General features: G+C 71.7%; 20 protein-coding genes and 2 pseudogenes. 12 read left to right on the top strand and 10 right to left on the bottom strand.

Annotation, left to right across the window (positions count from 1 at the left end; translation table 11 throughout):
- Positions 1-56: 56 nt before the first annotated feature.
- Entirely contained in the window at positions 57-1,295 is a 1,239-nt protein-coding gene (locus EV284_RS28675) for an MFS transporter (RefSeq protein WP_165425670.1), read from the top strand.
- Positions 1,296-1,299: 4 nt separating this feature from the next.
- Here the strand turns inward: EV284_RS28675 and EV284_RS28670 are convergent, their stop codons facing one another.
- Positions 1,300-2,214 carry a GNAT family N-acetyltransferase gene (locus EV284_RS28670; protein WP_130339183.1) on the bottom strand — a complete coding sequence of 305 codons (915 nt, stop codon included), beginning with the start codon at positions 2,212-2,214 and terminating at the stop codon, positions 1,300-1,302.
- Positions 2,215-2,390: 176 nt separating this feature from the next.
- On the opposite strand from EV284_RS28670, the gene EV284_RS28665 reads away from it, so the two are divergent.
- The 3 genes from EV284_RS28665 to EV284_RS28655 all read left to right on the top strand — a co-directional run bounded on the left by EV284_RS28665 (position 2,391) and on the right by EV284_RS28655 (position 3,999).
- Positions 2,391-2,840, top strand: coding sequence for a helix-turn-helix transcriptional regulator (locus tag EV284_RS28665; protein WP_242625855.1), 450 nt, complete (start codon positions 2,391-2,393; stop codon positions 2,838-2,840).
- A 77-nt stretch (positions 2,841-2,917) separates the two neighbouring features.
- Positions 2,918-3,541, top strand: coding sequence for a hypothetical protein (locus EV284_RS28660; protein WP_130339181.1), 624 nt, complete (start codon positions 2,918-2,920; stop codon positions 3,539-3,541).
- A 104-nt stretch (positions 3,542-3,645) separates the two neighbouring features.
- Positions 3,646-3,999: a DUF2516 family protein gene (locus EV284_RS28655; RefSeq protein ID WP_207229166.1), complete on the top strand. Its 354-nt coding sequence runs from the start codon at positions 3,646-3,648 to the stop codon at positions 3,997-3,999.
- 33 nt (positions 4,000-4,032) lie between these two features.
- Here EV284_RS28655 and EV284_RS28650 read toward each other — a convergent pair whose 3' ends face one another.
- The 3 genes from EV284_RS28650 to EV284_RS28640 all read right to left on the bottom strand — a co-directional run bounded on the left by EV284_RS28650 (position 4,033) and on the right by EV284_RS28640 (position 7,767).
- On the bottom strand, positions 4,033-5,325 hold the full coding sequence (locus EV284_RS28650) for a response regulator (protein ID WP_130339177.1): 1,293 nt from the start codon (positions 5,323-5,325) through the stop codon (positions 4,033-4,035).
- Positions 5,326-5,580: 255 nt separating this feature from the next.
- The gene (locus EV284_RS28645) at positions 5,581-6,711 is read right to left on the bottom strand and encodes a C40 family peptidase (protein ID WP_130339175.1); all 1,131 of its coding nucleotides are present in this window, start codon (positions 6,709-6,711) and stop codon (positions 5,581-5,583) included.
- Positions 6,712-6,960: 249 nt separating this feature from the next.
- Complete coding sequence (locus EV284_RS28640; protein ID WP_130339173.1) at positions 6,961-7,767, bottom strand: class I SAM-dependent methyltransferase; 807 nt, start codon at positions 7,765-7,767, stop codon at positions 6,961-6,963.
- A gap of 177 nt (positions 7,768-7,944) precedes the next feature.
- Between EV284_RS28640 and mshA the strand changes: the two genes are divergently transcribed.
- Positions 7,945-9,282: a D-inositol-3-phosphate glycosyltransferase gene (mshA, locus tag EV284_RS28635; protein ID WP_130339171.1), complete on the top strand. Its 1,338-nt coding sequence runs from the start codon at positions 7,945-7,947 to the stop codon at positions 9,280-9,282.
- The gene (locus EV284_RS28630) at positions 9,275-9,778 is read left to right on the top strand and encodes a YbjN domain-containing protein (protein WP_030804386.1); all 504 of its coding nucleotides are present in this window, start codon (positions 9,275-9,277) and stop codon (positions 9,776-9,778) included. The genes mshA and EV284_RS28630 overlap by 8 nt, the downstream gene beginning before the upstream one ends.
- Positions 9,779-9,785: 7 nt before the next feature.
- On the opposite strand, the gene EV284_RS28625 is transcribed toward EV284_RS28630, so the two are convergent.
- Entirely contained in the window at positions 9,786-10,580 is a 795-nt protein-coding gene (locus tag EV284_RS28625; protein WP_165425669.1) for an AraC family transcriptional regulator, read from the bottom strand.
- A gap of 49 nt (positions 10,581-10,629) precedes the next feature.
- Here EV284_RS28625 and EV284_RS28620 point away from each other — a divergent pair, with 49 nt between their 5' ends.
- Positions 10,630-11,055: a DUF2000 domain-containing protein gene (locus EV284_RS28620; RefSeq protein ID WP_130339167.1), complete on the top strand. Its 426-nt coding sequence runs from the start codon at positions 10,630-10,632 to the stop codon at positions 11,053-11,055.
- A gap of 80 nt (positions 11,056-11,135) precedes the next feature.
- Here EV284_RS28620 and EV284_RS28615 read toward each other — a convergent pair whose 3' ends face one another.
- The gene (locus tag EV284_RS28615) at positions 11,136-12,404 is read right to left on the bottom strand and encodes an MFS transporter (protein ID WP_130339165.1); all 1,269 of its coding nucleotides are present in this window, start codon (positions 12,402-12,404) and stop codon (positions 11,136-11,138) included.
- A 139-nt stretch (positions 12,405-12,543) separates the two neighbouring features.
- Between EV284_RS28615 and EV284_RS28610 the strand changes: the two genes are divergently transcribed.
- Entirely contained in the window at positions 12,544-13,305 is a 762-nt protein-coding gene (locus EV284_RS28610) for a phosphoglyceromutase (RefSeq protein ID WP_130339163.1), read from the top strand.
- Between the two features lie 78 nt (positions 13,306-13,383).
- Here the strand turns inward: EV284_RS28610 and EV284_RS33450 are convergent.
- Positions 13,384-13,648, bottom strand: a pseudogene (locus EV284_RS33450) (hypothetical protein); the annotation flags it as partial.
- 205 nt (positions 13,649-13,853) lie between these two features.
- Between EV284_RS33450 and EV284_RS28600 the strand changes: the two are divergent.
- Positions 13,854-14,225, top strand: coding sequence for a hypothetical protein (locus tag EV284_RS28600; RefSeq protein ID WP_242625854.1), 372 nt, complete (start codon positions 13,854-13,856; stop codon positions 14,223-14,225).
- 22 nt (positions 14,226-14,247) lie between these two features.
- On the opposite strand, the pseudogene EV284_RS28595 reads toward EV284_RS28600, so the two are convergent.
- The 3 genes and pseudogenes from EV284_RS28595 to EV284_RS28580 all read right to left on the bottom strand — a co-directional run.
- A pseudogene (locus EV284_RS28595) lies at positions 14,248-14,924 on the bottom strand (GntR family transcriptional regulator); the annotation flags it as partial.
- A gap of 116 nt (positions 14,925-15,040) precedes the next feature.
- Positions 15,041-18,025: a VCBS repeat-containing protein gene (locus EV284_RS28590; RefSeq protein ID WP_130339159.1), complete on the bottom strand. Its 2,985-nt coding sequence runs from the start codon at positions 18,023-18,025 to the stop codon at positions 15,041-15,043.
- A 647-nt stretch (positions 18,026-18,672) separates the two neighbouring features.
- Positions 18,673-19,305, bottom strand: coding sequence for an MBL fold metallo-hydrolase (locus EV284_RS28580; protein WP_130339156.1), 633 nt, complete (start codon positions 19,303-19,305; stop codon positions 18,673-18,675).
- A gap of 313 nt (positions 19,306-19,618) precedes the next feature.
- Between EV284_RS28580 and EV284_RS28575 the strand changes: the two genes are divergently transcribed.
- The 3 genes from EV284_RS28575 to EV284_RS28570 all read left to right on the top strand — a co-directional run bounded on the left by EV284_RS28575 (position 19,619) and on the right by EV284_RS28570 (position 20,700).
- Positions 19,619-20,014, top strand: a complete 396-nt coding sequence (locus EV284_RS28575) for a DUF2267 domain-containing protein (protein ID WP_165425668.1) — start codon at positions 19,619-19,621, stop codon at positions 20,012-20,014.
- Between the two features lie 154 nt (positions 20,015-20,168).
- A complete protein-coding gene (locus tag EV284_RS32855; RefSeq protein WP_165425667.1) occupies positions 20,169-20,324 on the top strand; it encodes a hypothetical protein in 156 nt (51 codons plus the stop codon).
- Positions 20,325-20,451: 127 nt separating this feature from the next.
- A complete protein-coding gene (locus EV284_RS28570) occupies positions 20,452-20,700 on the top strand; it encodes an SCO4226 family nickel-binding protein (RefSeq protein ID WP_130339152.1) in 249 nt (82 codons plus the stop codon).

Here is a 20,700-nt window from a genome sequence, read left to right as displayed (position 1 = left end):
CCCGAAGTGCGGTGAAGCGGGCTGGGGTTGATCCGGCGGGCGTAGGGTGCGGGGCCGTGGCTACCCCCCTCTGGCGCGACCGGCGCTTCGTTCTGCTTCTCGGCGCACGGGTCGTCTCCGTGCTGGGCAACGGCTTCGCGCGGGTCGCGCTCGGCTTCGCGGTGCTCGCGTTGCCGGGAGCAAGCGCGGGCCGGCTGTCGCTGGTGCTGGCCTGCCAGGCGTTGCCGCAGTTGGCGCTCGTCCTGGTGGGCGGCGTGATCGCGGACCGGATGTCACGGTCGCGGCTGATGATGCTGGCCGACGTCCTGGGCGCCGGCGCGTACGCGGCCCTCGCCGCCATCGTGCTGGCCGGGCACGCCCCGCTGCCCGCGATGTGCCTCCTCGCGGTGGTGGCCGGAACGGCGAACTCCCTCTTCGCCCCCGCGATGGAGGGCCTGGTCCCCCTGATCGTCCCCGCCGACGGGCTCCAGCGGGCCAACGGCCTCCTCCGCGTCGGCACCAACACCTCCCTCCTCCTCGGCCTCGGCCTGTCCGGTGTGACCGTCGCCCTGGTCGGCGCGGGCTGGGCACTCGCCCTCAACGCCGCCTCCTTCGTCGTCAGCGCGGCCCTCACCGCGCGCCTGAAGGTCGCCGGGCGTCCGCGCGTACGGGCCTCGGGGTGGTCCGAACTCCGCGAAGGGTGGCAGGAGTTCGCCTCCCGGCAATGGCTGTGGGTCGTCGTCGCCCAGTACGCGGTCGTGATCGCCGCGCTGAACGCCGAGGTCGGTGTCCTGGGCCCCCTCACCGTCGAACACCAGGGCGGGGCCCGGAGCTGGTCGGTCATCGTGGGCGCCCAGGCCCTCGGCACCATCGCGGGCGCGGGCCTCGCGGCGCGGGTACGAGTCCAGCGCCCCATCCTCGTGGCCGTGCTGAGCACCTTCCCGGCCGCCGTACCGATGCTCCTGCTCAGCCTCGGCGCGCCCCTCTGGACGACGGCGGCGGCCATGTTCGGGGCCGGGGTGGCGAACGACGTCTTCGGTGTCCTGTGGTCCACCACGCTGCAACGGGAGATCCCCGAACACGTCCTCTCCCGGGTCGCCTCCTACGACTGGTTCGGGTCCCTCGCCCTGGCGCCCCTGGGCATCCTCCTCGCCGGTCCGATCGCCTCGGCGGCGGGCACCGGCTGGGCCCTGACCGGCTGCGCGGCGCTGGTGGTCCTGGCCACGGGGGCGGCGCTGCTGGCTCCGCAGGTACGGAGGCTGCGGACGCGCGCGGCGGTCGGCGTGGCGGAACCTCAGGTCGCACGGACGAGCTGAGCGGTCACCGGCTCGCCAGGGTGGTGCCGTCCGGGTCCGCCGGGGAGTGCGCTCGGTCGGCGGCGAGGAGGTCGTATCCCGACCAGTCGCTCAACGGGCGGTAGCCGAGGCGTCGGTAGAGGGCGTTGCTGGTGGGGTTGGACCGGTCGGCGAAGAGGACGACCTCCTGGGCCCCGGCGGCCAGGGCGGCGCGGCTGACCTCGGCCGAGACGGCGGCGGCGTAGCCGTGGCCGCGCAGGTGGGCCGGGGTGTAGACGATGTCCACCTGGATCTGGCCGCCGATGAGGGGGTTCATGCCGGCGAGGGAGACGGGGGTGCCGTCCTCGGTCTCCCACAGGGTGTACCGCTTGTCGGCGTACCGCGTGCTCGGCCAGGTCTCGGCGTCGACGGTCACGCCCTCCCCGACGGCCTTGGCGAACTCCCCGCACCAGAAGACGGCTTGGTCGAGGTCCCCCTCACCGAGGACACGGGCCCGGCCCTTCGGCCGCGGGTCGGGCGGGGTGAGGGTGCCGAGCCGGTACAGGCGGACCCCCACGTCACGGAGCCTCGGCGTCGCCCCCGTGTACCGCTGCCACGCCTCGGCGAAGGCGGTGGCGGTGTCGTGGTCCGCGCCGACGGAGGCCGGTGCGTGCCCGAGGTCCGCGAGGCGGGCGGCGAGGCTGTCGGCCTGCGCCGGGGTGAGCGGGGAGAGGCCGAGGGGGCGGGGCGGCAGATGGTAGAAGGTCCCGCCGACCTGGCCCTCCTCCTCCAGCACCCCGAACAGGGGCGCCCGCTCGAACGCCCCCCGCCCCCGTGTACGCACCCTCTCGGCCCACGTGAGCTGCATGACGTGCTCGGCGGGCCGCGCCCGGAGAAAGCCCCCGGCACGGGCGAGGAAGTCGTCGACGTCTTCGGTGAGATACCAGCCGCTTGACCGCATGCCTCATGCTTCCGCACCCGGGGGAGGGAGCGGGCGGTTTCCGGCCGGCCGAGACCTCCGTACCGCGCAGCTGGGACAGGGGCATACCGGCTGAAACCCCCTCCTCACGCCCCGGTCGCAACACTTTTGCAAGCAGGGTGCTTGCAAAAGTTAGCGAGGATGGGCATGGTGGAGGCATGGCATCGCTCAACGTCGGCAACCTCGGTGACTACCTGCGCGAGCAGCGGCGCAACGCCCAGCTCTCGCTGCGGCAGCTCGCCGATGCCGCCGGGGTGTCGAATCCGTACCTGAGCCAGATCGAGCGCGGGCTGCGCAAGCCCAGCGCGGAGGTGCTGCAGCAGGTCGCCAAGGCGCTGCGCATCTCCGCCGAGACGCTGTACGTCCGCGCGGGCATCCTCGACGCCGAGCGGGACCGGGACGAGGTGGAGACGCGCGCCGTCATCCTCGCCGACCCCTCGCTCAACGAACGGCAGAAGCAGGTCCTGCTCCAGATCTACGAGTCCTTCCGCAAGGAGAACGGACTCGGCGGCGAAGGCCCCGTACGACCCGAGGAGTTCGACGGTACGGAAGAGCGGCCCAGCGACACCCCCGACAGTGATGCCGGTCCGCGGCGGACGGCCGGATGAAGCCGGACCAGGGCTCCGGCCTCCGCACACGGACCACACCTACCTCAGCCGAACGCGAATCCGGGAGGACCTTCACCATGGCCATCACCGACGACCTGCGCAAGACCTTCAGCGACCCGACTCCGCTCTACTTCGCCGCCGGTACCGCCGATCTCGCCATCCGGCAGGTCCGGAAGGTGCCCTCGCTGGTGGAGCAGCTGCGCGCCCAGGCCCCGGCCCGGATCGAGCAGGTCCGCGGGACCGACCCCAAGGTCGTACAGGAGCGGGCCACCGCCCGCGCCAAGGAGGCGCAGGAGACCATCCAGACCAAGGTCAACGGCTTCATCGGCAACCTCGACGTCGACCTGAAGAAGGTCGGCGAGCAGGCCCAGGACCTCGCCCTGCGCGGTGTCGGCGTGGCCGCCGAGTACGCCGTCAAGGCGCGTGAGGCGTACGAGAAGGTCGCCGAGCACGGCGAGCAGGCCGTGAAGACCTGGCGCGGCGACGCCGCCGAGGAGATCGAGGAGCTCGCCATCGCGGTCGAGGGCCAGCCCGAGCCGGGCGTGGTCAAGGAGACCCCGAAGCCGGCCGCCGGTGCCGCCGGTCCGGCCGTCGCCGAGCCCGACCCGGCCGCCGGGAGCAAGCCCGTCGCGAAGAAGCCGGCTCCGGGCGCCGCCCGCAAGGCTCCTCAGCCGAAGAAGCCGACCCCGCCGGCCAAGTGACGGCGGACGGCGTGAGAGCACGGGCCGGGCACCATCGGGGTGCCCGGCCCGTTCTGCGGGTAGCGTGACGGCAGCGATTCAGAAGGCAAGGAGCGGTGGGCAACATGCTGATGCTGGGCTTCGAGGGGTTCATGGGACTCCTGAAGATCGTCCTCATGGCACTGGCCGCGTTCGCGCTCGTCGACGCGGCCTTCCGGCGTGAGGACGCGTTCCGCGCGGCGGGCAAGCAGACCAAGGTCTTCTGGCTGATCATCCTGGGCATCGCCCTCGTGGTCAGCTACCTCTTCTCGATCCTGTCCATCCTGCCGGCCGCGGGCGCCGTCGCCAGCATCGTCTACCTCGTCGACGTCCGTCCCGCGGTCAGGGCCCTCACCGGCGGTAACCGCGGCGGCTGGGGCCGGGGCAAGGGCCGGGGCGGCAGCAGCAGCGACGGCCCGTACGGCCCGTACAACGGCTGAGGGCCCCGCCGGTCCGGGGGCGGGTCGGGGGGCCTAAGCCACCCGGTCCAGGAGGACCACGGCCACGTCGTCCGTCAGCTCGTCGCCGTTCAGGTGGCGGACTTCGCTGACCGCGGCGCGCAGCAGCTCCTCCCCGCGCAGACCCTCGGAGAGCTGGCGGTGGATCATGTCGAGCATGCCGTCCTGGCCGAGGCGGGGGCCGCCGGGGGAGGTGCGGCCTTCTATGAGGCCGTCGGTGTAGAGCATGAGGCTCCACTCGGCGCCCAGCTCGACCTGGGTGCGGGGCCAGCGGGCGCCGGGGAGGAGCCCGAGGGCGGGGCCGTTGTTGTCGAAGGGGAGCAGGCGGGGGGCCTGGGTCGCGCCGGGCCGGATCAGCAGCGGGGCGGGGTGCCCGGCGAGGCAGAGGCCCGCGCGGCGGCCGTCGGGCGCGATGTCCACCGTGCAGAGGGTTGCGAAGATCTCCTCGTCCGAGCGCTCGTGCTCCAGCACCTCCTGCAGCGTGCCCAGCAGCTCGTCCCCGCAGAGCCCGGCCAGGGTCAGCGCCCGCCAGGCGATCCGCAGCTCCACGCCGAGCGCGGCCTCGTCCGGGCCGTGGCCGCAGACATCGCCGATCATCGCGTGCACGGTGCCGTCGGGGGTGCGGACCGCGTCGTAGAAGTCGCCGCCGAGCAGCGCGCGCGAGCGGCCGGGGCGGTAGCGCGCGGCGAACCGCAGCGCGGCGCCCTCCAGCAGCGGCGTCGGCAGCAGCCCGCGCTCCAGGCGCCGGTTCTCCTGCGCGCGCAGCCGGCCCTCCGCGAGCCGCCGCTCGGCGGTGTCGGAACGCTTGCGCTCCACGGCGTACCGGATGGCGCGGCTCAGCAGCCGGCTGTCCAGCTCGTCGCGGAAGAGATAGTCCTGGGCGCCCACGCGCACGGCCTCCGCGCCGCGCTCGGCGTCGCCGGAGGCGGTCAGCGCGATCACGGCGTGCCTGGGCGCCAGCTCCAGCACCTGACGGAGCACGGCCAGCTCGTCGCCGTCCCCGGGGTCGGCGCAGCCGGCGGCCGGGAGGGCGAGGTCGAGCAGGATGCAATTGACGTCGGGAGTGAGCAGCCGCCCCGCCTCGGTGAGGTTGCGGGCGGTACGTACGCGGATCGGCCGGCCGGCCGAGTCCCGCAGCTCGGGGACGAGCGCGCCGGACGGGTCGTCCTCGACGAGGAGCACGGTGAGTGCCGCGCCGAGGGCGGCGGTGTCACGGCGCGCCTCTTCGGTGAGGGCTACGGCCGAGACCTGCGCCGGACCGCACTCGGCGGCCGGGACTGCTCTCTGCCGCGGTACGGGTACGGGCATGTCCTGGTTTCCTTCCCTCCCCCCGAGGGCACGGCGACGCCGAGGGTCCTCATAGCGCCGTCGGGTGACCCTAGCGGCATGGGCCGCCCCGACGGAATGGGGCGCGCGGCGTCCGTATCGCGTAGACCGCCGTCATATGCCCTGGCCCGTACGGCAGTTGGGCGGGGCGGCGGGGGGCGCGGGATGACGAAGCTCACTTGGTTCCAGCCCGCCCGCGTGCCGTTGGTCACAGGGCGGGGCGGAGTGTGGCGCCGGTCACGCGTCCGGGCGTACGACCCCCAGGATCGGCATGGTGCCCGCGCCCGCGACGGTGACCGTGCGGCCCGGCCGGGGGGCGTGGATGATCTTGCCGTCGCCCACGTACATCCCGACGTGGGTGGCGTCGGAGAAGTAGATGATGAGGTCGCCGGGGCGCATCTCCGTCACGTCCACGTGGGTGAGCCGCTTCCACTGCTCCTGGGAGGTGCGCGGGATCAGCGTGCCCGCGTCGGCCCACGCCTGGGAGGTCAGGCCGGAGCAGTCGAAGGAGTCGGGACCCTCGGCCCCCCAGACGTACGGCTTGCCGAGCTGGGCGGTGGCGAAGGCGACGGCCTTGGCTCCGGCGGAGGTGGCGTCGGCGCCGGTGCTCGACGCGCCGGCCTTCCTCTTCAGGACGCCGGTGTCCAGCCAGGCGGTCTGCGCCTTGCGGGCGGCCTGCCGCTCCAGCTCGGCCAGCCGCTCCTTCTCCTTCTTCTCCAGCCGCGACTCGAGCTTCTCGGCGTCCTTGATCCGCTCCTGGATCGTCTTCCGGGCGGCGTCCTTGTCCTTGCGGTCCCGCTCCAGCTTCTTCCAGCGCGCGGCCGCGTCGTCGGTGTCCCGCTTCAGCTCCCGCTCGACGCGGTCCGTCTCGGCGATCAGCTTCTTGGTGGCCCGCGCGCCGTTCAGCAGGGTGCCGGCGCCGTCGGCGAAGTGCTCCGGGTTGTCGCTGAGCAGGAACCGCGCCATCGGCGGCATCCCGCTGTCCCGGTACTGGGCCCGCGCCGCCGCGCCCGCCTGGTCCTTCAGCTCGGCCAGCTTCGTCCGGGCCGCGTCGGTCCGCTTCTCCAGCCGGGCGAGCTGGACGGACTGCTTCCGCGTCTTCTCCTCGGCCGCGTTGTAGGCGTCGGTGGCGACGGCCGCGTCGTGGTACAGCCCGTCGAGCCGCGCGCGGACCTTCTCCAGTTCGGCGTCGGGAACGGGGGCCGGCGTGACGGCGGGCGACGGGGTCGCGCTCGCGGACGGCGCCGGGGAGGGGTCGGCAGGTCCCGCCGGTACCGATGCGAACGCCGTACCCGGTACCGCCAGTACGGTCACCGCGCACACCACGGTCACGGCGGCGGCGAGCAGCCCGCGCTTGCCCCTACCCATAACAGTCCCCCCAAGCTGATTTACCGTCAGTAACTTACGGTCCGTCCGCAGGATCGTGCCACGATCCCGCGCGAAGTGACAGAGGTCGTACGAAGTCGTACATCCCCTGGCGCCTCACGCCTCCCCGCGATCTTCCCGCCCGTCTGACGTACCGGGCCAGGACATCGTTCCCCCCGGCTCCCGAATGCCGTGCGATTCCCTCGAACAGGCGGCCCGGCGCCGACTGAACCGGCGCCAGGTGAGCCGGCGTCAGCGTGGCGCCAACGCCTCCCAGGCCAGCGTCACTTCCCCCTGCCGCCAGCGCGCCGGCCCGTCCGTCACCGGCCAGTCGGCCCGGAGGTCCCGGACCGTGCGCAGCCAGCGCTGGCGGGCGCCGTAGGAGGCGTAGGGCGCGGCGGCCGCCCAGGCGCGGTCGAAGTCGCGCAGGAAGGCGTGCACCGGTTCGCCCGGCACATTGCGGTGGATCAGCGCCTTCGGCAGCCGTTCGGCGAGGTCGGAGGGGCGCTCCAGCGAGCCGAGCCGGGTGGCGAAGGTGACCGTGCGCGGCCCCTCGGGACCGAGCGCGACCCAGACGTGCCGCCGCCCGATCTCGTCGCAGGTGCCCTCCACCAGGAGCCCGCCGCGCGAGCCGTCGCCCGCCGGGGCCAGCCGCGCGCACAGCCCCCGCCACACGGCGGCGACCTGCTCCTCGTCGTACTGCCGCAGCACATTGGCCGCCCGGATCAGCAGCGGGCGGCCGGGCACCGGGATCTCGAAGCCGCCGTGCCGGAAGGCGAGCCCCTCGCGCTCGTACGGCTTCGCCGCCGCGACCCGCTCCGGTTCGATCTCGACGCCGACCACGCGCGCGTGCGGGGCGACCGTGCGGAGCCGGCCGAGCAGCTCGACGGCGGTCCAGGGCGCGGCCCCGTACCCGAGGTCGATGGCCAGCGGGTCGGCAGCGCGGCGCAGCTCGGGGCCGTGCGTGGCCGCGATCCAGCGGTCCATGCGGCGCAGCCGGTTGGGGTTGGTCGTCCCGCGCGTCACCGTTCCTACGGGGCGGGTCGTGCGGGATGCCATGTCTATGAGGGTAAGCGGGCGCGGTGACGACCTCCGGCCGAACGGTTGAGCGAGTACAGGTCATGATTGGGTAAAACCGCTTGATCGGGAAATGGGAAGAACCCCCTCCGCTGTTGCACCCCTCGGAGGACTCGGACGGTCCTCCGGCAGGCATGCCCGAGCGAGGAGGAAGCCCCAGTGAGCCAGTACGTCAGCAGGCTCGGGCGCCGCTCTCCGGCGACCGCCCCGCGGCTGAGGCTGCACCGCAGGCCACGCCGGGTCGCCATGCTCTCCGTGCACACCTCGCCGCTCCACCAGCCCGGCACCGGCGACGCGGGCGGGATGAACGTCTACATCGTGGAGCTGGCCCAGCGGCTGGCCGCCCTCAACATCGAGGTCGAGATCTTCACGCGGGCCACCTCCAAAGACCTCGCCCCCAAGGTCGAACTGGCCCCCGGCGTGCTCGTCCGGCACGTCGACGCGGGCCCCTACGAGGGCCTGGCCAAGGAGGAGCTGCCCGCCCAGCTCTGCGCCTTCACCCACGGTGTGATGCAGGCGTGGGCCGGCCACCGCCCCGGCTACTACGACCTCGTCCACTCCCACTACTGGCTCTCCGGCCACGTCGGCTGGCTCGCCGCCCAGCGCTGGGGCGTCCCGCTGGTGCACGCCATGCACACCATGGCCAAGGTCAAGAACGCCAGCCTGGCCACCGGCGACACCCCCGAGCCCGCCGCCCGCGTCATCGGCGAGACCCAGATCGTCTCCGCCGCCCGCCGCCTCATCGCCAACACCGCCGAGGAGGCCGCGGAGCTGGTCCGGCACTACGAGGCCGACCCCGCGAAGGTCGCCGTCGTCCACCCCGGCGTCAACCTCGACCGCTTCCGCCCGCTGGACGGCCGGGCCGCCGCCCGCGCCCGCCTCGGCCTGCCCCAGGACGCGCTCATACCGCTCTTCGCCGGCCGCATACAGCCCCTCAAGGCCCCCGACGTGCTGCTCCGCGCCGTCGCCCACCTGCTGGACGAGCGTCCCGAACTGCGCCGGAACATCGTCGTCCCCGTCGTCGGCGGGCCCAGCGGCAGCGGGCTCGCCAAGCCGGAGGGGCTGCAGAAGCTCGCCGCGCGGCTCGGTATCGCGGACGTCGTACGGTTCCGGCCGCCGGTCGGGCAGGAGCAGCTCGCGGACTGGTTCCGGGCCGCGTCCGTGCTGGTCATGCCGTCCTACAGCGAGTCCTTCGGGCTCGTCGCCATCGAGGCGCAGGCGGCCGGCACACCGGTCGTCGCCGCCGCCGTCGGCGGGCTGCCGGTGGCCGTGCGCGACGGCGAGACCGGCTTCCTCGTGCAGGGCCACGACCCCGCCGACTACGCGCGCGTGCTGCGCCGCTTCGCCGACGACCCCGCCCTGTCGGACCGCATGGGCGCCGCCGCCGCCCGGCACGCCCTCGGCTTCGGCTGGGACGCCTCCGCCGCCACCACCGCCGACGTGTACGCGGCCGCGACCCAGTCCCACCGCCGTCGCGTACGCTCGCAGCATGGCTGACACCGAGGCGACGGAACGGGCCGCGCGCACCCTCGAGGACGCGCTGAAGGACGCCGAGCTGGAGTGGGAGAACCCCGAACCGGGTTCCTACGTGGTCAAACTCCCCGGCACCGCCAAGCTCTCCACCACCGTCTCGCTGCTGGTGGGCCGCCACACCCTCTCCGTCAACGCCTTCGTCATCCGGCACCCCGACGAGAACGAGGCGGGCGTCCACCGCTGGCTCCTGGAGCGCAACCTCAAGCTGTACGGCGTGAGTTACGCGGTCGACCGGCTCGGCGACGTCTATGTCACCGCCCGCCTCCCGCTCGCCGCCGTCACCCCCGAGGAGGTCGACCGCCTGCTCGGCCAGATCCTCGAAGCGGCCGACGGCGCCTTCAACACCCTGCTGGAACTGGGGTACGCCTCCGCGATCCGCCGCGAGCACGCGTGGCGCGTCTCGCGCGGGGAGTCCACGCGCAACCTGGACGCCTTCACGCACCTGATCGAACGCGACTGAGCCCGGATCAGGCGCCGTTGCGGTAGCGGCCCGGTGTGACCCCGACCAACTTCTTGAAGTGCCGGGTCAGATGGGCCTGGTCGTAGAAGCCGGACGCCACCGCCACCTCGCCCGGAGCCAGCCCGTCCAGCAGCAGCCGCCTGGCCCTGCCGACCCGTCGCGAGGTCAGGTAGCGGTGCGGGGCGATGCCGTACGCGGCGCTGAACGCCCGTACCAGGTGGGCGGGATGGGCGTGCAGCAGCGCGGCCGCCGTGGTGAGGGTGAGGCCGTCCGCGAGGTGCTCGTCGAGAAGTTCGCGGAGCCGGCGGGCCAACAGCGGGTCGGGACGCGGGGGTTCGGGACCGCGGTGACGCAGATGGTCCCTGAGGCGCTCACCGACGAGCACGAGCCCGCTCTCCGCGGCGAGTTCGTCCCCCGGGCTGGCGAGGGCCCGGTGCAACCGGCCCACGTGCTCACGCAGTTCCGGGTCCCGCAGGTCGGGACGGTCGACGGCGGGACCGATCAGATCATGGCTGAGCCGGCTGCCGTCCAGGTACAGCACCCGCTTGCGGAAGCCGTGCGGGGTGGCGGGGGAGCCGTTGTGCGGGACGTGCGGGGGCAGCAGGGTGACGGTGTCGCGCGGGGTGCCGTGCTCGTGCCGGTCGAGGTCGTACCGTACGGCGCCGTCGTCCACGATCAGCAGCGTCCAGGCGTCGTGCACGTGCATCGGGTACGCGTACTCGGTGAACCGGGCGTGGAAGACCTCCACGACGCCCGGTACCGAAGGGCGCCACGCGGAGACTTCCGGCTGGTCAGCGGCCACGCAAGAAACGTACAAGACCCGGGCGGGGCGTGGTCGGCAGTCTCGGGGCATGGACGGACAGCCCCTGCGTTTCGACACCAAGATCGCCGTACTCCTCCGCGACGACCTCGCCCCCTGGCAGCGCCTCAACGTCACGTCGTTCCTGGTCAGCGGCCTGGGCAGCCAGGTACCCGAGGTGATCGGCGCACCCTACGAGGATGCCGACGGCATCGCCTACCTCCCGATGTTCCGCCAGCCGGTGCTGGTCTTCGAGGCCACGAAGGAGGTCCTGAGGGCGGCCCACACCCGGACCCTGACCCGGGCCCTGCCCCGCGCGATCTTCACGGCCGACCTCTTCTCGACGGGAAACGACACCGACAACCGGGCAGCGGTACGGGCCGTACCCACCGCCGACCTGGATCTGGTCGGCCTCGCGGTGTACGGCCCGAAGGGCGGGGTGGACAAGGTGGTCAAGGGGGCGAGGATGCACCCGTAGACCGGCCGGCCCCCGTCGGGCGCGCTCGGTGGACGGCCGGGGCCGTCACGTCCGCGCCCCGCCTTCCCGGCCCCCGCGGGTCAGGCCGCCTTCTCCACGGCGGGGCGGGCCGGGACCGTCGTGGGGGCGATCTCCGCCTCCTCCGCCGGGAGTCCCCGCATCAGCAGTGCGTACCCCAGCCCCGCCACCGTGCCGATGACCGCGCACCCGCCCCAGAGCCACTCGGCGCCGAGGTGGTCGATGACCGTGCCGGACATCAGGGGGGCGACCAGGGCGGCGACGGACCAGGAGAGGCTGTAGACGCCCTGGTAGCGGCCGCGGCCGTGGACGGGGGAGAGGCGGACGACGAGGCCGGTCTGGGTCGGCGCGTTGACGATCTCCGCGAGGGTCCACACGCAGACGGTGAGCGCGAAGACGCCGAGCGAGCCGGCGAAGGCGGTGAGCCCGAAGCCGTAGCCCGCGAGCAGCGAGGAGACGACCAGCAGGCGGCGCGGGTCGCGGTGCTCGATGAAGCGGGTGACCGGGATCTGGAGGACGACGATCAGGACGCCGTTGACGGCGATGGCGGTGCCGTAGTCGGCGGGGGAGAACCCGGCCTGGCCCATCGCGACCGGAAGGCCGACCGAGCCCTGCATGAAGAGGAGGGCGACGAGGAAGGAGAGGCCGACGACCGCCATGTAGCGCCGGTCGCGCAGTACCGTACCGAGGCCGATCTCCGGCTCCCCGGCCTCCTTGGCGACGGGTGCGGGCCGGGACTCGGGGAGCTTGAGGAAGACGAGGACCGCGCACGCCAGCGTCATCCCGGCCTCGATGAGGAACCCGGCGAGATAGCTGAACTCGGCGATGAAACCGGCGGCGACGGAGGAGACCGCGAAGCCGAGGTTGAGCGCCCAGTAGTTCAGCGAGAACGCCCGTACGCGGTCCTCGGGCCGCACGATGTCCGCCATCATCGCCTGCACGGCGGGCCGGGAGGCGTTGTTGGCGGCGCCGACCAGGAAGGCGACGGCCGCGATGGCGACGGGGTCGTGCATGAAGCCGAGCAGCGCGACGGAGGCGGCGGTGCCGACCTGCGCGATCAGCAGGGTGGGCCGCCGGCCGAGCCGGTCCGCCATCACCCCGGCGCCGAGCGAGGAGACGACCCCGCCGAGGCCGTGCAGGGCGGCGACGAGACCCGCGAAGGAGGCGGAGTAGCCGCGGTCGAGGGTGAGGTAGAGCGCCATGAAGGTGGCGACGAACGCGCCGAGCCGGTTGACGAGCGTGCTGGCCCACAGCCACCAGAAGGCGCGGGGGAGCCCGGAGACGGAGGACCGGGCGGCGGCGATCAGCCGGCCTGGTGCGGCGGTGGACATGAAGGGACCCCCCGGTAAGTGGCGCGTGCGGTAGGTGCAACTTACTGAGGCGAGGTCGTCGGAAGCCACCGGATTAACAGAAGCCGTCAACCGTCGGCGGCGCGGCGACCCGTCTTGGGGGTGGATTACGCTCTGAGGCATGGCCGACGCACCGTACAAGCTGATCCTCCTCCGCCACGGCGAGAGCGAGTGGAACGCGAAGAACCTGTTCACCGGCTGGGTGGACGTCAACCTCAACGAGAAGGGCGAGAAGGAGGCGGTACGCGGTGGCGAGCTGCTGAAGGACGCCGATCTCCTGCCCGACGTGGTCCACACGTCGCTCCAGAAGCGCGCGATCCGCACGGCCCAGCTCTCGCTGGAGGCCGCGGACCGCCTCTGGATTCCGGTGAACCGGAGCTGGCGCCTGAACGAGCGCCACTACGGCGCCCTCCAGGGCAAGGACAAGGCGGCGACGCTGGCCGAGTTCGGCGAGGAGCAGTTCATGCTCTGGCGCCGCTCCTACGACACCCCGCCGCCGCCGCTCCCCCGCGACGCGGAGTACTCCCAGTTCAACGACGCCCGCTACGCGGACCTCCCGCCGGAGCTGCGTCCCCAGACGGAGTGCCTCAAGGACGTCGTCGTCCGCATGCTCCCCTACTGGTACGACGACATCGTCCCCGACCTCATCGACGGCAAGACGGTCCTCGTCGCCGCCCACGGCAACAGCCTCCGCGCCCTCGTCAAGCACCTCGACGGCATCTCGGACGAGGACATCGCGGGCCTGAACATCCCGACGGGCATCCCGCTGTACTACGAGCTCGACGCCGACTTCAAGCCGGTCACCCCCGGCGGCAAGTACCTCGACCCGGAGGCTGCGAAGGCCGCGATCGAGGCCGTGAAGAACCAGGGCAAGAAGAAGTAAGTCGTGCGATCACGCCCCCGAACTGCGCATACGGCGCGGGACGGGGGCGTTTTCACGGCCTGGGCCCCCGGTGGGACCTCAGCGCGGCGGTTCCTGCGCCGGCCGGAATGCCTGACTGAGAGCCTTCCGGACCCGCGTCCGGCTGCTCGGTCTTGGAGATGACGCCCACGGATGCCAGAGCGGGCTTCCAGCGGTCCTCATTGAGCGAGGTGCGCCAGACGTGACCGCCGTGGGGGCCGGTAAAGATCAGGTGCTTGGTCACGGACCGGCCGTTCGCCCGCGTCCAAGGCAGTGTGATCCCCACGGGTGGAAACCGCTTGATGTGCTCCTGGAGCGTTTCCGCTCGTCATCAGCACCTCGCCGCTGACGGCGCCGCTCGCGATCTCGCCCGTCTGCCGGTCACGGACCTTGGGCTCGGGCGCCTCAGTCAGTAGGGTCGTCGCCGCCACGCAACCTGGCAACTCGTCTATATGGCGATATCTATCGGTGGGTACGAGTTCAGAGGGACGCCCTGCTCTACTGTCAGACCCACCCGCCAGAATCCACCCATGCTGATTGCGACGACTGGCCGTGGCTACCAGGTGAAGCGACCCTCGAAGCCGGCCATCGGAACCATGCTCGCCAACCTCCAACGCGACAATCGGTACTTGACCCTGGAGCGGCAGGACGAGGGGCGCGAGGGCGACTGGTACATCCAGGTGTGGTTCTGCGACAACAACACCTACCGACTCGAGTACCGCGACGGTGTGCCCGCGGAGCACTTCCAGACGCAGACGGTCTCGCAGGACAAGGTTCTGCAAGCACTCCTCGGCTGGGTCGCAGGCGAGTCCGCCTGGTCGGCCGGCTTCATGTGGAACAACATCGGCCACATGTTCGCGTCTCCCGCCCCGGAGGACGACGAGAGCAAGCTGACCTCCTAAAGGTGTACCGCAGCCCATCCGATCAGGTCGCCGGGAGTTGGCAGGAGAGGACGTAGGCGTCGGACGCCATCACCGTGTCGCAGACCTCCACGGCCCGGCCCTCGCTGTCGAAGGCGGTGCGGACGAGGTGGATCACCGGCACGCCTGCGGCCACGCGCAGCGTCTTCACCTCGGCGGGCGAAGGCATCCGGGCGCGGATCTCCTCCTCGAAGTGGTCGAGGTGGTGGCCCAACTCTTCGAGACGGGCGTAGATGCCGCCGGGGCCGGGGCCGGGGCCGGGGCCGGGGGGGTGGGCTCGGCGATCGGGGTGCCGCGGGCGATGTCGAGCGGCAGGTAGGACGTGGCGAACTCCACCGGGCGCCCGTCGAGCAGGTACCGACGACGCCGGGCGAGTACACGGCGTACCGAGCCGAGCCGCGTGGAGATGTCCTGGCTCGCCTTCTCCTCCTTGACCTCCAGGCTGTCGACCTGCGGATGGCTGCCGGCGGCATCGGCCTCCGCGATGAACGCGGACTTGCCCTGCTCGCGGTGGCGGCGGGCGAAGCGGTCGGAGGCGAGCCGGCGCACGGGCGGCCGGGGGCGGACGAAGACGCCCTTGCCGTGCTCGGCGTGGACCAGGCCCTCGCCCGTGAGGATCGAGAAGGAGTTCCGGACCGTCATCCGGGAAACGCCGTAGTGCTCGACCAGTTCGGCCTCGGAGTGCAGAGCGCCTTGACCGTGCCGGGTGGCAGCCCAGCCGCCCATTCACTATCGCGTTCATCTGTCACGCCCCCAGCGATTCCCTCGCCGGAGGCATGACGCACGTGACAACTTGCCTAGAAAAGACCCTTATAGCCCTGCCAGCCCGTCGCGATCTTCACCCGGGAGGCGAACGTCCCCTTGCCGGTCCCGGTCTGGCGGTACAGGTTGCCCGCCGTGTCCCGCATGACCATGTCGCCCTTGCCGTCCCCGGTGATGTCCCCGACGCCGACGACCGCGTTGTAGGTGATTCCCCACCCGGTGGCGATCCTCACCCGCGCGGCGAAGGTGCCGTTGCCCTTCCCGTAGTACCGGTACAGGTTGTTCGCCGTGTCCTGCGCGACCAGGTCGCCGATGCCGTCGCCGTTGAGGTCTCCGGCGCCCACGACCTTTTTGTACGTCTTCCAGTTGTCGTAGAGCTTCACGCGAGCTGCGAGTGTGCCGCCGGCGGTCCCCTTGTACAGGTACACCGCGCCGGTCGAGGCGTTGCGGGCGATCAGATCCGGGCGGCCGTCCTTCGTGAGGTCTCCGGGCGAGGTGAGGACGTCGTACTGGTTCCAGCCGCTGGTGGCGAGGGTGGTGTACGACGTCGCCGGCTTGAGCGGGGCGCCGCAGACCGGCTTGTACAGGCGCAGGGCGCCGGTGCTCAGCCGGACCAGGACGTCGTTGCAGCGGTCGCGGTTGAGGTCGCCGAACGGCACGGCCCTGACCGAGGTCGACCAGCCGCTCGCCGAAACGCTCCCGGAGAACCTCCCGGCCCCATCACCCTGGTGGAAGGTGAGCCACCCCGAGGAGTTCATCGTCAGGAGGTCGCCAGCACCGTCGGGCAGGGCCGAGCCGCCGACGTGGTCCCGCCACACCGCTGTGCCACCCGTCAGCCGGACCGTGCCGGACTGGACCAACGCCGCTCCCTGCCCGTCCGCCGGCTGAGCCGTCAGCGTCCAGGTGTACGAGCCGTTGGGAAGTAGTCCGCCCGTCGTGTCCCGGCCGTCCCACGTCGTCGCGATCGAGTACTCGGCCGGTCCGCCACTGCGCGTGGCCACCACGCGGCCCGTGGCCTTGTGGCGTATCTCCAACCTCCAGGAAGCCGTCGGCTCGGAGAGCCACCATTCGCCGCGCCAGGAGAGCGGGGTCACGTCCGTCTCCACCCGCGCGGTGACATTCCGGTAGGGAGAGACCAGCGCCGCCTCGGGCCGCCCGGTGTGCAGGACGTGGACGGCCTGGTCCAGCGTGGAGTACGCGAGGTCACCGTTACGCGGGTCGAGCGCCACAAGGCCCGCGGCGTCGGTCGCCCACCGCTGGACGGCAGTCCCGGTCCGCAGGCCGTAGACACCCAGCCCCTGCCCGCCCCAGACGGCGACGACACCGTCGCCGAGGTAGGCCTGCGCGGTGGAGGGAAGCGGAATGTTCTTCCTGGACTGGAGGTCGTAGACGCCCGCGGCTTCCGGAGCGTTACTGAAGTTGCACTTCCAGTACAGCCACCGGCCGACGGCCTGCAGATCGACCATGGAGGAGCACCCGGTGTTCACCGTGAAGGATGTCAACGAGGCTCCGGTGCGCGCATCCTTGGCCGTGACCTTGCCGCCCGGGGCCGAGGACCACAGAGTGGTCCCCCAGATCGCACCCACCTGGTCCGGCTCCGTGTGCACGACCTTGCCGGAGTCGATGTCCACGACCCGGAGTTCCCGGCTGCCGCCGGCAGGTGTCCCTTCGACCAGCACCAGGTTCTTGGATGCCCCCACGATAATCATCTGGTCCGGGGAATCGTAGAAAGAATCCTGGAGGCCCGTTTCGACCGGCGTTCCGGGAAACGTCTCGCCCTTGCCCACGACGAACAGCTTGGGCTGCCAGCCGCCGTCCACGCTCACTGCCCCGCGGTACACGGTCCGGCCGTCCCCGGTGGGATACAGCTCGGGGCACAGCCCGTAGCCGACGCTGCACTTGTTGTACGGAACCGGCGGGCTGCCGATCCGCCCGCGCTCGCCGTATCCGGGCGCGGTTTCGGTGAGCAGGCGGTCGTACGCGAAGGTGGCCCCGTCGCCGTACTCAAGGGTCCTGACGGTACCGTGATCCAGCGTCAGCCGCTGGAGCCGCATCGGGACCTGGGGGATGCGGAGCACACGAACCGCGTACGGCACGCCGTCCGCCCCGGCGGTGATGTCCTGGTAGCCGTAGTCCTCCGCGGACTGGCCGCCGACGAGTTGAACGCCGCCGTCCGGCCGGACGGCAACACGGTCCGCCACCGCACGGGCGAGAAGCGTCCGCTCGCCGGAACCGTCGAAGGGGACGGCCACAACCTTCCAGATCGACGCACCTTGCACCTTCTGACCGAGCGAAGAGTCATAGCGGGCCACGATCAGCGAGTCGCCGACGACGCCGAGAACCTTCGCGTCATTGAGACTGACCTGGACCTCGCGCACGGGGGTGTCGAACCGGCCCTGCTCATAGATCCGCACGCCGCCGGCCTGTGGGGTAACCAGGTGAACGGCGGTCACCACGGAATTCCCGTACACCGTGCCGTACGGCAGAGACGTGGCTTCCGCGGTGCGGAGATCGATCCAGGCGTACTGTCCGACGTCCTCTCCGGGGACCTTCAGAAGTGAGAGGAACCCGTGGACGCCCGCCCGCCCGTTGACGATGACGGAGGCACCCTCCGGAAGGCCTGTCACGCGGCGGTCCACCGTGGTCCCGTTCTCATTGCTCAGCAGATGAAACCCGGTCCCCTTCACGTCGGCACCGGCTCGGCCCTGGGTCACCACGGTGCTCCCGATCGTCCTGCTGTACACCTGACCTGCGGGGACGGTGACGGTCGTGGTCTCGTCGGTGACCATGTTCCGCAGCAGCACCTGGCCCGTGCCACCGCTCGGCGGCAGCGCCACGACGTCCGACGCCGCTCCGTAGAGCTCGACAGGGTCGGACGACTGCGTGCCCTCGAGCTTTCGGGTCGAGCCGTCCGCCCCCGTCCACTCCAGTCCGGAGGGACCGCTCGTGGTGATGGCGGTGTGCAGAAACCCGGAAGGCCCGACGCTCACCACAGATCCGTAGCCCGGTGTGGCACGCATGGTCGCGGGGATCGTGGTCTCACTGAACGTTCCCGCATCGGCCGATGCGACCCAGGAGGCAGGTCCGACAGCCAGCGAGAGCGACACGACCGCCGTGACGGCACTGCGGAGGAGGACACGCTTGGCCACTTGATTCAACCCCTGACGTGAAAGGCCCTGGAGCAGGCAGGGGAATCGGCTCGGTCCTCAGTACTCACAGCAAGCAAGCCGGTCAATCCCGGCGCCCCCGCCCCCCCACACCCGAGTGATCGACCCTAGCAACAGGCTCACAGGCCACGGAAGAGGATTTCGAACCCGTTCAAAGCCGGGGCCGCACTCTGCAGCAGTGCGGGGCACAGGATCTGACGTCAAGTCAGGCGATAGTCGTCCTCGCCGAGGGGCAGGACGATGGCCGGCGGATGTGTCGGACGCTAGGGAGGTGTACTGGCCGCCATGTCTGGTGGCGCTGCGCCGATCGGCCGGATGAGCCTTTGCATGCCTGTCCGGTGCCGGAGCTGTTCCAGCTGAAATCCAACGATGACATCAACGACCGCAGACACGACCGACACATACGGGTCGCAGGTCAGCACGGCGACCGGGCCAGGAGAAGTGAGCTTCGCCAGCCCCGACCGTTTCTTGGCAGGTCGGGGGCTGGTGGGGCTGGGTCCTCACTCGATGCGGCGGAGCCAGTCCTCCACGCGTTCGCCCACCTCGCCGACCGTGGTGATGTCGCCGTGGCCCGGGCACACCACCGTCTCGGGGGGCAGGGTGACGAGGCGCTCGCGGATCGACTGGATCATCGACTGGAAGTCGGAGTCCTCCGGCCCGATGGTCCCAGGGCCGCGCGAGAACAGCATGTCCCCGGTGAAGACGCTGTGCAGCGCAGGATCGTACAGACTCACGGACCCGGGCGTGTGTCCCGGAGTGTGACGCGCCGTCATGGTGGTCCCGGCGACGTCGATCACCCGGCCGTCGACGAGTTCCTCGTCGGGGACACGGCCGGGATAGCTGCGGCGCCACAGCTCCAGGTCGTCCGGGTGCAGCATGATCGGAGCGCCGGTCTGGTCCGACAGAGCCACCGCCGCGTCGACGTGTCCGCTGTGGGCGTGGGTGCACGCGATCGCCACCACGCGGCGGTCGCCGAGCGCCGTGGCGATGGTGTCGGGCTCGTGTGCGGGGTCGACCACCATGACCTGCTCGTCGTCACCGACGATCCACACGTTGTTCTCCATCGGCGTGGCATCGGCGTCCGGCCCGGCCAGGACGCCGGTCGTCACCACGCACTCGACCCGGGCGGTCACGACGGCACCGCCGGGAGTGCTCGGCCGCACGCGGCCACCCCCGCTGTGGGGTCCTTCGCCTGTCGTTCCATGGAACAGCCCCCTTCCGGGTGAGGCCCTCTACCCAGTGGACCCCGCCCGGCATCCGGCAGCAACCGGCAGGCATTTCCCCACCCGGGGTGTGCGGCTGACCTGCAGTACTTGTGGGCCGCCCGCGGCACGGCGTGATCGACGCCGTCCCTGTCCAGTGGCCGAGGCGACGGGTATGGGTTTGGCTGGATTCTGTTGGTGATCACGCCGGCGGACGGCCTGACGACGACTGGGGCAGGGTCGCGTGGAGTACGACGCATTCCTGACGAAGGAAGCCGAGCGGGCGGGCGTCTCCCCCGACGTCGCGGAGACACTCACACGCGCCACCTTCGAGGTGCTGGCCGACTGGATCAGCGGGGGAGAGGCCCAGTACCTCGCGGAGCCGCTGCCGGAGCCGCTGAAGGGCTGGCTGCGTACGGACGAGGAGATCGCGAAGGGTTACGGTGCCAGCTCGTTCGTCCGGCGTGTGGCGGACCGCGCGGAAGTGCCCCGCGAGCTCGCCGAGGCCGGGATCCCCGCGGTCCTGGCCACCCTCAGGGAAGCGGTCGGCGACCAGGAGTTCCGCGACGCGACCGCCCAGCTGCCCAGGGAGTACGACATCCTGCTGTCCACACCCGCGCGCCCGGGCGGAGCCGGATAGCGACCCGCTGCGCGGACACCGGTCCGTGGCGAGGTCGCAGGGGGCTCGTGGTGGTGATTCGCGGCGTACGGGCGCATCCGTGCGCCGTTGATGCGCCCGGGGGAGCGGGCATGGAATGGGCGGGGGCAGCTGGCCCCCGTGTCGAGGAGGACCCATGCCCGAATCCCCGAGCACCACGACCGACCCCACCCAGGACCGCGACGGCGAACAGCCCGCCCAGATCAGAAGCCTGCCGTTGGTGGCCGCCTGCGGCTGCGGCTCGGGGTGCGGCTGCGGCTGCCAGCAGGGCGCGCCCTGCCAGTGCGGCTGAGGGAGGCGGCGGTGGAGGGGCTCCGGAGGCCGGTGCCCCTCCGTCGTGTACGGGTCACCGAACGAGTGGCCATACCGGGACACCCGGGCCCAGCATGGAGGGAGGGACATCGCAAGGAGGTGTGACCATGACCAGGTTCATGGACGTCCACCACGGCATGGAAGGCATCACCGCCGACCAGCTGGCGCAGGCCCATCAGGCCGACCTCGCCATCGAGCACGAGGAGAACGTGCACTTCGAGACCGCCTGGGCGGACCCGGAATCCGGCACGGTCTACTGCCTGTCCGAGGCCCCCTCGGCGGAGGCGGTCCAGCGCGTCCACGAACGCGCCGGACACGCGCCGGACGAGGTGCACCCGGTACCGCTCCAGGTCTGA

The sequence above is a fragment of the Streptomyces sp. BK022 genome (assembly GCF_004217355.1).
Classification (GTDB): domain Bacteria; phylum Actinomycetota; class Actinomycetes; order Streptomycetales; family Streptomycetaceae; genus Streptomyces; species Streptomyces griseoluteus.
This window is presented reverse-complemented; position numbering and strand designations above follow the sequence as displayed.